General features: G+C 42.1%; 20 protein-coding genes. 4 read left to right on the top strand and 16 right to left on the bottom strand.

Annotation, left to right across the window (positions count from 1 at the left end):
• Window positions 1-91: 91 nt before the first annotated feature.
• The gene (locus NSU13_RS07270) at window positions 92-571 is read left to right on the top strand and encodes an N-acetyltransferase (protein WP_007499784.1); all 480 of its coding nucleotides are present in this window, start codon (window positions 92-94) and stop codon (window positions 569-571) included.
• A 46-nt stretch (window positions 572-617) separates the two neighbouring features.
• Here the strand turns inward: NSU13_RS07270 and gerR are convergent, their stop codons facing one another.
• From gerR to NSU13_RS07255, 3 genes are all read right to left on the bottom strand, one after another.
• The gene (gene gerR, locus NSU13_RS07265; RefSeq protein WP_041117302.1) at window positions 618-1,157 is read right to left on the bottom strand and encodes a sporulation-specific transcriptional regulator GerR; all 540 of its coding nucleotides are present in this window, start codon (window positions 1,155-1,157) and stop codon (window positions 618-620) included.
• Window positions 1,158-1,295: 138 nt separating this feature from the next.
• Complete coding sequence (gene rpmF / locus NSU13_RS07260; RefSeq protein ID WP_008354700.1) at window positions 1,296-1,469, bottom strand: 50S ribosomal protein L32; 174 nt, start codon at window positions 1,467-1,469, stop codon at window positions 1,296-1,298.
• Window positions 1,470-1,490: 21 nt separating this feature from the next.
• Entirely contained in the window at window positions 1,491-2,009 is a 519-nt protein-coding gene (locus NSU13_RS07255) for a DUF177 domain-containing protein (RefSeq protein ID WP_019743276.1), read from the bottom strand.
• Window positions 2,010-2,215: 206 nt separating this feature from the next.
• Between NSU13_RS07255 and NSU13_RS07250 the strand changes: the two genes are divergently transcribed.
• A complete protein-coding gene (locus tag NSU13_RS07250) occupies window positions 2,216-3,463 on the top strand; it encodes a nucleotidyltransferase (RefSeq protein ID WP_041118120.1) in 1,248 nt (415 codons plus the stop codon).
• 233 nt (window positions 3,464-3,696) lie between these two features.
• On the opposite strand, the gene NSU13_RS07245 is transcribed toward NSU13_RS07250, so the two are convergent.
• Together NSU13_RS07245 and NSU13_RS07240 are read right to left on the bottom strand one after the other, a co-directional pair.
• Window positions 3,697-4,725 carry a SepM family pheromone-processing serine protease gene (locus tag NSU13_RS07245; protein ID WP_342489963.1) on the bottom strand — a complete coding sequence of 343 codons (1,029 nt, stop codon included), beginning with the start codon at window positions 4,723-4,725 and terminating at the stop codon, window positions 3,697-3,699.
• Between the two features lie 4 nt (window positions 4,726-4,729).
• Complete coding sequence (locus NSU13_RS07240; protein WP_041117300.1) at window positions 4,730-5,509, bottom strand: patatin-like phospholipase family protein; 780 nt, start codon at window positions 5,507-5,509, stop codon at window positions 4,730-4,732.
• A gap of 156 nt (window positions 5,510-5,665) precedes the next feature.
• Between NSU13_RS07240 and ylbJ the strand changes: the two genes are divergently transcribed.
• Window positions 5,666-6,874, top strand: a complete 1,209-nt coding sequence (ylbJ, locus tag NSU13_RS07235; RefSeq protein ID WP_029707660.1) for a sporulation integral membrane protein YlbJ — start codon at window positions 5,666-5,668, stop codon at window positions 6,872-6,874.
• A 13-nt stretch (window positions 6,875-6,887) separates the two neighbouring features.
• On the opposite strand, the gene coaD is transcribed toward ylbJ, so the two are convergent.
• The 9 genes from coaD to NSU13_RS07190 form a co-directional block, all read right to left on the bottom strand.
• Window positions 6,888-7,370, bottom strand: a complete 483-nt coding sequence (gene coaD / locus NSU13_RS07230; RefSeq protein ID WP_024426917.1) for a pantetheine-phosphate adenylyltransferase — start codon at window positions 7,368-7,370, stop codon at window positions 6,888-6,890.
• 1 nt (window position 7,371) lies between these two features.
• On the bottom strand, window positions 7,372-7,959 hold the full coding sequence (rsmD, locus tag NSU13_RS07225; protein ID WP_254967935.1) for a 16S rRNA (guanine(966)-N(2))-methyltransferase RsmD: 588 nt from the start codon (window positions 7,957-7,959) through the stop codon (window positions 7,372-7,374).
• A 280-nt stretch (window positions 7,960-8,239) separates the two neighbouring features.
• Entirely contained in the window at window positions 8,240-8,512 is a 273-nt protein-coding gene (locus NSU13_RS07220) for a YlbG family protein (RefSeq protein WP_024424276.1), read from the bottom strand.
• A 65-nt stretch (window positions 8,513-8,577) separates the two neighbouring features.
• Window positions 8,578-9,027, bottom strand: a complete 450-nt coding sequence (locus NSU13_RS07215) for a YlbF family regulator (RefSeq protein ID WP_007499807.1) — start codon at window positions 9,025-9,027, stop codon at window positions 8,578-8,580.
• 57 nt (window positions 9,028-9,084) lie between these two features.
• On the bottom strand, window positions 9,085-9,492 hold the full coding sequence (locus tag NSU13_RS07210) for a hypothetical protein (RefSeq protein WP_024426915.1): 408 nt from the start codon (window positions 9,490-9,492) through the stop codon (window positions 9,085-9,087).
• A 73-nt stretch (window positions 9,493-9,565) separates the two neighbouring features.
• Window positions 9,566-9,814, bottom strand: a complete 249-nt coding sequence (locus NSU13_RS07205) for a YlbE-like family protein (RefSeq protein ID WP_024424278.1) — start codon at window positions 9,812-9,814, stop codon at window positions 9,566-9,568.
• A gap of 19 nt (window positions 9,815-9,833) precedes the next feature.
• A complete protein-coding gene (locus tag NSU13_RS07200; protein ID WP_024426914.1) occupies window positions 9,834-10,247 on the bottom strand; it encodes a YlbD family protein in 414 nt (137 codons plus the stop codon).
• A gap of 110 nt (window positions 10,248-10,357) precedes the next feature.
• A complete protein-coding gene (locus NSU13_RS07195) occupies window positions 10,358-11,401 on the bottom strand; it encodes a CAP domain-containing protein (RefSeq protein ID WP_024426913.1) in 1,044 nt (347 codons plus the stop codon).
• Between the two features lie 122 nt (window positions 11,402-11,523).
• Window positions 11,524-11,946, bottom strand: a complete 423-nt coding sequence (locus NSU13_RS07190; protein ID WP_029707658.1) for a CBS domain-containing protein — start codon at window positions 11,944-11,946, stop codon at window positions 11,524-11,526.
• 161 nt (window positions 11,947-12,107) lie between these two features.
• Here NSU13_RS07190 and NSU13_RS07185 point away from each other — a divergent pair, with 161 nt between their 5' ends.
• Window positions 12,108-12,473: a YugN family protein gene (locus NSU13_RS07185; RefSeq protein ID WP_024426911.1), complete on the top strand. Its 366-nt coding sequence runs from the start codon at window positions 12,108-12,110 to the stop codon at window positions 12,471-12,473.
• A 73-nt stretch (window positions 12,474-12,546) separates the two neighbouring features.
• Here the strand turns inward: NSU13_RS07185 and ctaG are convergent, their stop codons facing one another.
• Window positions 12,547-13,425, bottom strand: coding sequence for a cytochrome c oxidase assembly factor CtaG (gene ctaG / locus NSU13_RS07180; protein ID WP_034281665.1), 879 nt, complete (start codon window positions 13,423-13,425; stop codon window positions 12,547-12,549).
• A 30-nt stretch (window positions 13,426-13,455) separates the two neighbouring features.
• A complete protein-coding gene (gene ctaF / locus NSU13_RS07175; RefSeq protein WP_024426910.1) occupies window positions 13,456-13,785 on the bottom strand; it encodes a cytochrome c oxidase subunit IVB in 330 nt (109 codons plus the stop codon).
• Window position 13,786 lies beyond the last annotated feature (1 nt).

The following is a 13,786-nucleotide window of genomic DNA, read 5'->3' as shown; positions in this document are numbered from 1 at the left end:
TAATAAGTGTAAAAACTTTTTGAGGCGGATGGGATGAAAACGCCTTCAACGACATCACTGTCAACATTATGTGTGTAAGGGGGAAGATCATATGACACAAGTAAAACGACTTCTAATCAATTACAAAACTTTAGAGGAATTTAAACAATTTAAGGAATATGGCATACAAGAACTATCCATGCTTGAAGACCTTGAAAGTAATATGATTGAAAATGACAGCAACTCTCCATTTTACGGGATTTATTTTGGAGATAAGCTGGTTGCACGTATGAGCCTTTATCAAGTGGACGGCTCGACGACAACGTATTTTGACCACAATCATGATTATTTAGAGCTGTGGAAGCTGGAAGTGCTTCCTGGGTATCAGCGTAAAGGGTACGGCGAGGCACTTGTTGATTTCGCCAAATCTTTCGGACTGCCAATCCGGACCAATCCACGCGTCAAATCTGCTGGTTTTTGGGATAAAATGGGCTTTGAAGCGGTAAAATATGATATGGAACGCGACAAAGGTGAAAATCCACTCATCTGGGAACCTGCCCATATTCAAAAGAATACAGGTGAATCCGCTTAATCACTGATGGCAAAACGCCCCTCCTTTCTCTGTGAGGGGCGCTTTCTTATTTAGCATATTCTTTTAAGTTGATATTCTGTTTGACTCTTTCAACAATCCCAATGAGTGCCCGGTAATCTTCTTCCGTCATTTTTAATTGCCGCTTCAAATGTTCATTTTCTTCTGTGAGCGACTTCAGTTGATGCTGCGTGTCCGCCAGTTCTTCGCGTAAATAAGCTGAGCCAGACGGTTCTTTTTCAAGCTTCTCTAAAAACTGAATCACTTCTCGCAAGGTCAATTCAGCCTGATCTGAAGTTGCCTTTTCTTCTATCGTTAACGTATTCTGTGGTAAACCCGAGGAATGAATCCCAATCTTTTTACGCAGTTCTTTTCGCTGTTTTTTCGCCAGCTCAATGCCTGCCTGATATTGTTTTCTGACGTATGAATTCCACCTGAAGCCACATGCTGCCGCTGTTCTTGACAATGCTTTCCCGACTTCCTCAAATGCGGAAAGCTGCGTTCCTCCATCTCGAATATGCCTTAAGACGACTTCTGCTAAAAGTAAATCTTCATCTTGTGTCCATGCGTCCTGCCTTGTAATCGTCAATTGATCATCCCCCCTGAATCTGAATACCACATCATATGCGCTTACTAGAGTAGATAGACTATTTGCAGGAGAGAAACCTAAAAAATAGACAAATAAAAAAACGCAAGGGAAGATTCCCTTACGCTTTTTTATCAAGCATTAGTTGCTTTTTACGTCTTTGCCTTTGTATGTTCCGCAAGATTTGCAGACACGATGAGAAATTTTCATTTCACCGCATTCTGGGCAAGCTACCATACCAGGTACTTGTAGTTTGAAATGCGTACGACGCAATCTTTTTTTCATTTTAGAAGTTCTTCTAAAAGGTACAGCCATTATTCCCACCTCCTTAAAGAGTTAAGATTCATTATTTTCTTCTAAGAGCTTCTTCAAGCCTTCCAGACGCGGATCAATTCGGTTTTGATGTGCATCTTCCGAAATGACCGCCCAGTCATTCCCTTCCTGTGGTGCAGCACCTTTTACGTCTGTTTGGTCGCAAAAGATTTGCATCGGCACTTCAAGAAGAATTTCTTCCTTGACTATAGGCGTTAAGTCGATGATATCGTCTTCTACAACAGATACGTCTTCATCTTCTATATCGTCTGTCTTATGAAGTACAAATAGTTCTTTCGTTGAAATCGCAAATGGATAATTTACATCAACAAGCGTTCTTGAACAAGGCAGTGTCATTTCACCTGTGATGGTTAAATCAAATGCGACTTGCTTTGATTCGATCACTCCAGTCCCTTTCACCTCTACCGGTGAAATACGACGTATATCTGAATGAAGGCTAGTAAGTTCATTTAAGTCAACCGTCTCATGAAAATCGAAGCTGTTTTTAGCTTTTTGATGTAACTGATAAACTGTCCATTTCAATTGTATCACCTCTAAGAGCAACAAACATGATTATAGCTTTCATCATGCTATTTGTCAATATTTTTTCTTTACAGTCCTTTGTGATGTCAGAGCGTTGTTTGACATCAGTTCACGGAATGCCTACACTGAAAAAAATGGGCTTCATTTTTCCCTTATGCTACTGTAGCATAGACCATTTAACCATAGCAAGAAAGGCGGAACATCTATTGAAAGCAACAGGAGTTGTTGTCGAGTACAATCCATTTCATTATGGACATGCCTATCATGTTCGCCAGGCGAAAACACATACCTCCTCAGATGTAGCCATTGCCGTCATGAGCGGATCCTTTCTCCAGCGCGGAGAGCCCGCTATCGTCTCCAAATGGGCACGAACAAAAATGGCATTGCAAAACGGTGTAGACATCGTGTGTGAGCTTCCATACATATATGCAGTGCAAAAGGCAGAAACCTTCGCAAACGGCGCTGTGTCTATTCTAGATGCTTTAAAATGCCGCTCCCTTTTTTTCGGAAGTGAGGACGGAAACATCAAAGCATTTGAGCGAACAGCTCACGCTTGGCATGAGAAAAAAGAAGAAATCGACCTTTTCACAAAAGCAAAGGTAAAAGAAGGTCTTAGTTATCCGGCTGCCGCTGCCGCTGCGTTTCAAGAGGTCATTGATCCGAAACACTTACTGGATCTGTCTAGGCCTAATAACATTTTAGGCTTCCATTATGTCAAAGCCATCTTAGAGAGATCTCCTCACATAGAGCCCTCTACCTCTCAAAGAATTGCATCCGGTTATCATGATCAAGAGCTTCCTAAACATCAGAAAATCGCAAGCGCTACAAGCATCCGAAAAGCCTTAAAAGAGAATGGGTCATTTGAAACTGTCGCCTCTTATCTCCCGGAAGCCTCGCTTAAGCAATTACATGACTATTATTCTTCTTATGATCTTTTACATACGCAAGAAGACTATTTCAGCTTCTTAAAACATGTGTTTCACACAATGGATACAGCAGAACTAGAAGGCATCTATGAAATTGAAGAAGGCATCGAACACCGCATGCAAAAGGCGATCACACATGCGTCCTCCTACGAGGAATATCTATCACTTGTGAAAACAAAACGATATACGTGGACAAGGCTGCAGCGGATGAATACGCACCTTTTAATGAGGGTGAAGAAAACGGTCATGCATGAGCTGCTAAAGGAGAAACAAGCACCATACATTCGTTTACTTGGTATGTCAAAGAAAGGTCAGCAATACTTATCTCTTGTAAAAAAGGAATTGGACGTACCGCTTGTCAGCAAGCTGTCTTCCTTTTCACATCCTGCCCTTGATCTTGACATTCGCGCTTCCCGCGTCTTCAGCCTTCCCATCAGCGAACCAATGCAAACAAAGTTAACAGAAGCAGAATTTAAAACCTCACCGATCCGCTATGATGAAGAGACTGGTCTCTTCCAATCTCGATAAAAAAAGCAGCCTAAGGCTGCTCTCTGATTGTTGACAAAGGGCTAAAAGGATCTTTATTTTAGTCCTTTGTCCTCTTTTCAGCGTGATAGAAAACCTTTGAAGTCTAGGAAGGGCGAGCACCGGAACGGAGCGAATTTGACATTCGTGAGTACCGGCGCAGAGACCTGACACCGAATGCGAGGGTTTTTCTACACGCTGAGAGCAGCTTTTGATAAAGGCTGCTCTTTTTTCACTTAAGATGCTTTCTCTTTTAACTTGTTTAAATAGTTCAGTGCGTCCTGCATTGTGTCCACAGGAACGATTTTCATATTACTTTTGATATCTTTTGCTGTTTTCACTGCATTTTTGTAGTCTGAATTTGGATCACCTTTATCGTTTGGTGCAAAGAAGATATCTTTTCCTGCTTTATCTGCTGCAACAACCTTTTGATCTATTCCGCCAATTGGCCCGACCGTGCCATCAGCGTCAATCGTTCCAGTCCCTGCAATCGCATAACCATGTGTTTCGTCTTCTTTTGTCAGCTGGTTATAAATTTCAAGTGACATCATTAAACCTGCCGACGGGCCGCCGATATTTTCAATATCGACCTTAATGGAAGGCGAGACTTTCACATTTCGGTCTGTAAATAATGATACGCCAATTCCAACTCGGTTCGGCTCTTCTTTAAAAGGTTTTAACTTCACTTTCTGCGTGATATCCTTGCCGTTTCGTTCAAGGACAAAACGGACAGATGTACCAGCTTTTTGACGGCTGATATACGACACCATTTTATCAGCAGAATCATACGTCTTGCCATCAACGCTTTTAATCCGGTCGCCCACTTCAATTTTGCCATAAGCAGGCATGCCTTTCATGACGTAGCTGGCATATACCCCATTAAACGTATAATCTACTTTTTTGCCTGCTTTTGTATACGCTGCAATCATGGCATTTTCTTGAGAACTTTTCATCAGCTGAAGCTGTCTTTTCATATAATCTTCATCCGACTCTCCGTCCGCTTTAATATTTTCTTCTGGGACGATCTCGTCATATTTATTCATTTTAGCAAGTAAATACGTATACGGATTGGCTGGACCTACTTTTATCGTCATAAGAGAGAAGCTGCCCTTCTCGCCGTATCCACCGTCCACTTGAATGTGAGGGGCAATCTCTGTTGCATCACCCGGCTTTGTCACGTAATACGGCAGTTTAACAAAAGTTAAGCCAAATAAGACAAGAACAACGACAAAAAAGCTGAGCCAGCCAATATTCAATTTTTTCATTCGATTAACACTCCCATTTATCAATGACATCTTTCAGTTTACCTGCTAGTTGATCTGCGGCGAGCTCACCAGCTTCAATCATCTCCTGAACCTGGGTGAACGAACTAGAGCTAAATGTTTCAAGCCTCGGCCGGATCATGAGATCTGCATGAATGGTTTGATGACGGACCAATTCATTTTGAAGGATGTCCAAACTTTGCATAATTACATCCGATAATCTCGTCGCCTTTTCTGTTTTTTTCACCCTTGATACATCAGAGGCGATAATAAGGTCTGCGCCCATTTCTTTTAAAACAGACACAGGAATGCGGTCAACAACCGCTCCATCCACTAGCTGTCTGCCGCCCATTTCGTGAGGAACAAACACGCCTGGAATGCTGATGCTTGCTCTGACTGCTTGTGAGACAGACCCTTCTTTAAACACAACCTTCTCCCCTGTTTCGAGGTCACAGGCAACCACCGCAAGGGGCATTCTTAATTCTTCGAATGTTTTCCCATATGTAAACGTGTGAATCAGCTGCAAAATTCGATTTCCTTTTAAAAGACCGATTTTTGGCAGTGTATAGTCAGCATAATACTTTCTTCTGAAGACAAGTGCAAGTTTTTTCATTTTTTCTACGTCTTGTCCTGCTGCATAAAAGCTCCCAACAAGTGCGCCAATACTGCTTCCAGCAATCATATCTACCTGTATTCCTTGCTTCTCAAGACTAGACAATACCCCGATATGCGCCATTCCCCTCGCACCCCCGGAGCCTAGTGCAAGCCCGATGATCGGTCGCTTCATGAAAATCCACCCTCCTCTTTCTATGCATATATACGAATCTATAGGTCTAAACATGCCCCTACTGCTCGTATAGTAATAGAAGACAGGCTCGGCTAGTTTCTTTTTCTAATATCACGAGCTCGCCAATAGATCATAACGGCAAGGGGCGAAATCTCCATGAAAAAATGGAACACTCTGTTCATCGCTGCTTTTTTTATTTTTTTAACAGCCACTGTGATTACACATCCACAAGCCTCTTTGCAAGCGTCGAAAAATGGACTTGCAATGTGGTGGGAGGTTGTATTTCCATCATTGCTTCCTTTTTTTATTTTGTCCGAGCTATTAATTAGTTTCGGGATTGTCAGATTTGTCGGGGTATTATTAGAGCCATTTATGCGCCCCATCTTCCGGGTGCCGGGTGTAGGCGGATTTGTACTGGCTATGGGAATGGCTTCAGGGTTTCCTTCTGGTGCGAAATTAACGACAAGACTGAGGCAGGAAAGGCAGCTGACGCGGATCGAAGCAGAGCGTCTCGTTTCCTTTACAAATTCATCAAATCCATTGTTTATTTTCGGTGCGGTGGCTGTTGGTTTTTTTCATCACCCAGCTTTAGGCATTGTACTCGCCAGCGCTCATTATTTAGGGAATCTCGCTGTTGGTGTGACGATGCGCGCGTATAAAGCGCGGCATGATGCACACCTAAGAAGCCGCAAGAAGTTTTTATTCCCGCCGTTTAAAGAGGCATTCAATGCTCTTCATACAGCAAGACTCGCAGAGAAAAGACCGCTCGGCCAAATTTTAAGTGATGCAGTCATGTCATCAGTCCAAACACTCTTTATGATTGGCGGCTTTATTATCTTATTTTCTGTGTTTAGCAAAATGCTGTCAGTTGTCCATGTGACAGACCTTTTATCCATCGGGCTCGGATATATGCTGCAAACGATGCATCTTCCGCCAGAATTAGACCTTGCCATGATTGCCGGTTTATTTGAAATCACATTAGGAAGCCAGATGGCGGGGTCACAGGAAGTCACCCTTCTCGCTAAAACCATTGTCGTCAGCTTTATTTTAGGATTCAGCGGGTTTTCTGTTCAAGCCCAAGTCGCCGGCATTTTGGCGGCAACCGATATCCGCTTTAAACCGTTTTTCTTCGCCCGTTTGCTTCACGGAATTTATGCAGCTGTTTTTGCCTTTTTATTATTCAAGCCTCTTTATGTCTCTCGATCAGACATGGCTCTCCCAGCGGGTGCCTTTGATGCAGGCCAGCAGGTCGTCATGTTCAGCAGCGTGGTTTGGAATCAGCTTGTGACAGCTGGTCCTTTGATCACACTTTGCAGCTTGATTGTGTATATCGCACTGTACTATCGGAAATTAAAAAATGGATGAGTGCTGGGTGCACTCATCCATTAAATTTTTCCTTCAGCGCTGCTTCTACCTCTTTTGGTACAAGATCTTTGACTGCCCCATGATATTTCGCTACTTCTTTGACAATACTGGAGCTTAAGAAGGAATACTGATTGTTGGTCATCATAAAAAACGTTTCAATTTCATCGTCTAACACTTTGTTCATTGAGGTGCCTTGCATCTCATACTCAAAGTCCGTCACAGCCCTTAATCCGCGTAAAATGACTTTGGCTTCTTTTTGCTTTGCATAATCAACAAGCAGGCCGTGAAACGATTCAACTTTGATATTTGGCAGCTCCTTCGTCGCTTGGCGAATAAGCTCACACCGTTCTTCAACAGTAAATAACGGTTTTTTAGATGAGTTATTTAATACACATACATACACTTCATCAAAAATCTTTGCACCTCTTTTGATGATATCCAAATGCCCCAATGTAACTGGATCGAAGCTGCCCGGACAAACGGCTATGTTCCCCATGCTAATTTCCCCGCTTTCTATAAATCGTAATACCAGTCAATCCGTACAGTTCCTGTCTTGTGATGTGGAGCTGCCCTGCTTCTTCTGGCAGCTTCACATCTTTATCATGCTCACACACGATCACGCCGTCATCTGTTAACAAGGCGTGCTCGTCAATCATTTCAAGAAGTGCTTTTAGCTGTTGATCTTTATAGGGCGGATCAAGGAAAATGGCTTGAAAGGATTCCTCTCGTTTCACAACAGCTGCGAGTGCACGCTTTGCTTCATTTCGAAACACTTCACTTTGATCCATTAGCGACAATTGATTCAGGTTTCCTTTAATCGTCTGAATCGCCTTTATATCTCGATCAACAAATATGCAATGATCGAATCCTCTAGAAAGCGCTTCAATCCCTAAACCACCGCTTCCTGCAAATAAATCAAGAGCCCATCCGCCATCAAAATACGGGCCGATCATATTAAATATTGATTCTTTTACTTTATCTGTCGTCGGTCTTGTTGATTGACCTGGTACCGCTTTAAGTGTGCGGCCTTTTCTCGTTCCAGAGATGACTCTCATTTTTCCACCACTTTTTCTGCTTGCTTCTATTCGTCATTGTTTATGACAAAAAATTCAACATTATCTTATCACATCACTCCTCAAGGAACAATGCGCGGATATTCATTCATTTTCTATGTATAGATCAAGAAATCCGGGGTCATACTACTTATAACAGCATCTGATGTGGTGCTGTTGCCAACCGCGGAGAAGACTTACGTTTCCCCATAAGTTCTTCCTCCGGTTTCTCCTCTCCCTTTGCCTTCTCCTTAATGAATCATTAAGAATAGAAGGACCCCGCGGGTGATGCCGCGGGGATTTTTTTGTGTCTTTAAAAGCCCACCTTATAATCATACTCTTTTGCTTTGTCCAATTTGGATTCGTACTCTAATTTAATAAAAGGTTTATATGAAGGCTCAACACGTTTCACAAATGGTAACGAGCTGAGTTTAGCCATATGGCGCTCAAGATCATCCATATCACAATAGATCACGGCATATTTCATTTTCCTTGAAATATAGTGAACATTCCCGAATTTTCTTAGCGCTTTTGACTGCTTTAACGAATGCAGCCAGACAACCATCCCTTGACGTTTGGTTTCCATCTTTTCACCTGCCGCTTTTCAATTCTTTTCATTCATTATGTAAAAGACGAGACATTCAAGTCTCGTCAAGATACTTTACAGCCGCAGCTGCCACCTGATCCACAGCCGCCGCCGCATGATGATAGACCATCAAAATATGGGTTCCCTGTTGGAACTTTAATATATGCTGATACAGCTTGACCGATTTCAATACTAATCTCATCTAAGATGGATTGAATCGCTGTTTCTGCTTTTTTGAAATCAACCACTGTATCGTGAAGATCTAGCTTTCTTTTGACCTCACGCATTTCCTTTGAGATCGTTCTATAGTCCGGATGATACTTGCCGAACCGCTGCACATCCTCATACTGCTCTTTTACTTTTGTAAAATGGGCAATAATTTGTTGGGCTTCTTCGTCTTGCTGGAGACGCTTAAAGCAGTTGCGGTAATGTTCAGCCTCCTCCGACTGAAGAATCATAGCAGCCAATTGATTTGCTTCCTCTTGGAGCTCCACAGATTCGATTGTCGCATACATAAATGTTGCACCTCCAATTCATAGTTTACCACGAAACCTATGGATCAGAAAATGCTTTTACGTGACAAATACATCCCATGTTTCTCTTTTCTGTTTATATTCTGGATGACGGGAATTCAGCACAACGGTCATTTTATGCTTTCCTTTTGAAAGATGCTTGACCACAAATGCCGCGGTATACTCATTCCCTGCACGTTTCCCGTCTACATACACTGTAAAATATCCCGCCTTCTCGTTCTTTTTCAGACGCTCTGGCTGAAGATGAAAATCTTGAAGTGTACTTTCTATATAGACAGATGACCCTTGCACTTTGTATTTCAAAAAGCCTTGCTGCTTCATTTCGCTTTGGGCCTGCTGCATGACTGGTACTGCTGGGTCTTGCTTAATCACTTGCTCTTCTCCATGTTGACTTTGACACCCGGTAACAAGAAAAAGCAATGCGCCTATTGACAGCATCCATTTCATCATCTGATTCTCCTTTCATCTACTTTTATAGGATGCTCAGGAAATAGACATCTTAATCAACTCAAAAAAAGCCTCAGCCGGCTCCATTTTGATTGCGCATTGCTTGGAACATTTGAATCATCATTTCAGCCATTTGGACGCTATTGCTCAACTGACTCACACGATGAGGAATGGTTTTTTCGTAAAAGTTCATTTTATCTAATTCAAAGGACGTTAGATTTTCAGGATGCCGCGTCAGCTGTCTGTACCAGATAGGACGCTGCCTTATGAATTTGATTCGCTCCTCTTCGGCCATGACAAATTCCTGTACTTCTTTTCGCACCAGAAGCATCCCCTTTCACTTAATCTTTCCTGAAGGAGAATGGGTGCTGACTGCCTCCAGATGAACCTTTCTTTGAACCATTGGATGAAAATTGGCCGAGTAAGCTTTGTAAAGAGGAAATAGACTGGCTCATTTTGTTAATCTGTTCATTCATTTGATCAGCGTCCATTTTTTTCACAGCAGAAACCATTTTAGACATAAAATCTGCTTTTCCTGTTTCACTTGGCTTAGAGGCTTTTTCTTCTTTCGCATCTTCAGATTTCGATTGCCGGTAAGGTGACCACATCTCATCTTCCTCACCAAACATGACCCAATTCTCGTATACACTTTGCCAGCTTTTTTCTTGCGATTGCACTTCTTGAATTAACTTCGGATGGCGTCTGACGAATTGTTTAAATTCATCAATGGATGTTTGTTTTTGCTTGTTTGTCATATCCTCACCCCCCATACAAATGCCTACTATACTATATACATCAGCATCTGTTTTGGTGAGCCTCTTTTTAACCATCAAAAAAGCAGCTGCGACCATGCAGCTGCTTTCGTTTAAGATGTTTTCTTGATGAAATTTTGGGTGTAATATTTTTCTTTTACCCCTACGCCAAGATGCGTGTAATCTTTATTTAATAATGCCTTCCTGTGACCTTCACTATTGAGCCAGCCCTCTACCGCTGCGGGTCCATCGACATAGTTATAAGCAATGTTTTCACCTGCGAGCTGAAAGCCCACCTCGCCTCTTTCTAACCGGTCTTTCAGCGTACCGTATTTTTTAGATTCATGGGAGAAATAATGATTCTCTTTCATGTCCTCACTATGCATGAAGGCCACTTCAGAGGTTTCATCATCCCACTTTAAGATCGGCAGGTTGTACTTATGGCGGATAATATTGGTCATATCAAAAATTTGTTTTTGACTGGAAGCTTCGATATCTTTCCACTTTTCGCCTGATATCGCCTCAGGTTCTATCAATTGACCTCGATAGACCACCTCATACGGCTTTTGTTTCACAAATGTATCTGCGTTGAAGGCCCTGATACTTGAAAGGGTGCTTTCAAACTTATCCATGTAAAGCTGAACATACACATCATCTCCGACTTTCACAGTGGGTCTTGTATTCATATCATCTTCTGAGAATTCAAAGCGGTATGAATTTTGTTCATCCTCTACATGAATGTAAGGTGCAATTTGTGTTTTCTTAAATACTTCACTTGTGGCTTGACCGATTTTAAACGGTTCTACATTCAGTCCGTCTCCTGTTGCAAACAAGGTCACCACTTTACTATCCTTTACCCCTACTTGAATATAGTGCTTCTTCGATTGGTTGTAAATCCACCAGTCATAATCATATGCGGAAGGATCAATGCGATCTGGTTCTCCCAGCTGTTTAAGCACTTCGTTTGAAGATTTCCCCATAAAGGACATGAGTCCCTTTTTTGGGATGTTGATCGGCTTATCGCTAGATGTTTCTTCATTAGACACCTTCGGTTCATTGCTGTTTTCTTTTTCTGGTGAAGATCCATATTGAATAAACAGAACGTATGTTCCAGATATAATCAGGAGGATGAGGAGTGTTTTGAGCACAGTTTTCAAATAAACACCTCCGTTAAATTGGCAAGGTACAAAAAGTACCTTCTACTGTCATTTAAACAAAACTTGCTCCATTTATCAACGACAATACAGCCTATTTAACACGAATTTAAAATATGCCCCTCTTAATGAAGAAATCCTTGTCCATGATCTTGATCCTGTTGAGAGATTTCTGTCAGTGCCTCTCCCGCGCGATCATTTGATAAATCTTCGACTGATAAATCACCTAGAGCGACAATCCCTGTTAATGCGCCGTTTTTTACAACAGGAATGCGGCGGAGCTGATGCTCTGACATGAGCCGGACAATTTCTTCAAGTGTTGCATCTTCTTCAGCTGTTAGTACTTCCTTTGTCATCAGCGAGCCCACTTCCTGTGAGTTTGGCTTTTTTTCTGCAATGCCTCTAAGCACAAGGTCACGGTCTGTCACTATCCCAACGAGCTGATCTCCGTCAACCACTGGAATGGCACCGATATCAGCATCTCTCATTTTGACTGCTGCTTCATACGTATTGTCATCTTGCTGACATGTCACTACTTTTTTTGTCATAATATCTTTGATTTTTTTCGTTTTCACGTTGATTCCTCCATCCGTTATTTTCTTTATTACTGTAACCAGCTTATAAAAGAACATACCTTTCACAGTTGAAAGTTTAACGCTTTCATACTATGATTGTCAGTAAAGGGAAATTTTATAAGGAGGGGTTTTGGGTGAAGTTTGAAGGTACGGGGATTGAAGAGGTATCAGCTGACTTAAATAAATTAGATTTCATTATGGAAAGCGAAGGATTTGTACGAGCCGATCAATGGGATTATGAGCGTGTGACATACGACAGAAAGTACAGCATGGTAGAGGGAACCTTTTATTTACGGATTTCCGGCTACGCTACTGAAGGAGATGTCGGTGCCAAAAAGGCACACATTCAGCTTCTAACACCATTACTTGGAAAACACTATTATCCACATGGCGTTGAATACGGCGAAGGCGAAGAATTCCCTAAGTCTCTCATCCAATCGAGCAAAAAAACACTTGCACAGCTGAAGGAAAAACTAGAAGCCATGACGGCTGAAGCATAAAACAAAGAGCTAAAATGATTTTTTAGCCCTTTTCCTCATACGATGAAAGCACAGCCAGATGGCTGTGCTTTTTTTATTCATATTTCGGAATAAGCGCATCTGGTACGGCATCTTTCGCTCTTTCTTTTCTTGCCCAGTCAAAGAAGACAACAGCAAGAATAGAGCCGTACACAATCTCCTGAATAATTTTCATTAAAATGGCACCTAGCTGCTGGTCCTCTAGCAGCGGCAATGTGTGGAACATATCAGGGCCAGTGAGAGCAAGGCCTGCAAGCATATCACTTGGCACACATAAATGCAGTGCTTGTATCCATGCGCCTGCATCTGAATAGGTTGCATAGATCGGTGCCTCACTAAACATGATGAGTGCACAGGCCGGAGTCATCAATATCCCGTCTGCCATGATATATCCAAGCTTCAAAATGCCTGTGATCTGCGGCTGACTTTGGACTTTATGGACAAGCGGCCACCACATGAAAAAGGCAGCGATAAAAATAACCACCGTCATCAATGCGTGGTAAAACGGATCTGTTTTCACAAAATCAAACACAAGCGGAATGTGATACAGCGAAAACAAGCCGTTAAATCCAAGCAGCGCAATTAAAGGTTTGGAAAACAAACGGAAAACAGCTTGAATACCTGGTGTTTGAATGATCCGCTCCCATATGGCTGGAGGCAATCCTGTAATAAGGAGAGGCGGAATGACTAAGTACAGCACCGCCATTTGCGCCATATGTGCACTAAACATAATATGCCCCATTAAATCAATTGGGCTCCCTTTCACAGCATATAACAGAACAAGCCCCGTCAGAAATAACGTTTTCTCTTTCACCGTCGCACGGTGCTTTCCCTTTGTCACAAGAAGCAGATAAAGAGCAGCTGCTATCACAATACAAGTCAAATAATAAGGGCTCCATAATGCCCGAAATCCGAATATTTCTAAGTTCTCCATTGCTGCGCCTCCTTCAAGGGCAAAGCGGGTTTACCACCATATAATGGTCAAAAAGGCTAATACGGTAATAAACGCAACAAACACACCTGAGTATAGAAACAAGGCGGGTGTTTCATGCCCTTTTTGGTTCATGTGCATAAAATAATAAAGCTGAAAAGCTACCTGAATGCCTGCAAGCAGTAAAATAAATGGTACTGCGAACCAATTTCCAACGTCTTCTGAGGCGATCGTTAAAAACGCAACAAATGTTAATCCAATCATCAAGCCGAAGGAAATGAGCTGATGCTTCATTTCCTCGGCATTTTTCTTTTTACGATATACAAGATCGACTTTGGACTGATTTGTGTTTTTATTTCCCATT

Source organism: Bacillus sp. FSL M8-0049 (assembly GCF_038593355.1).
Taxonomy (GTDB): Bacteria; Bacillota; Bacilli; order Bacillales; family Bacillaceae; genus Bacillus; species Bacillus safensis.
Note: the sequence above shows the minus strand (reverse complement) of the source record. Positions and strands in the feature narration are given on the sequence as shown.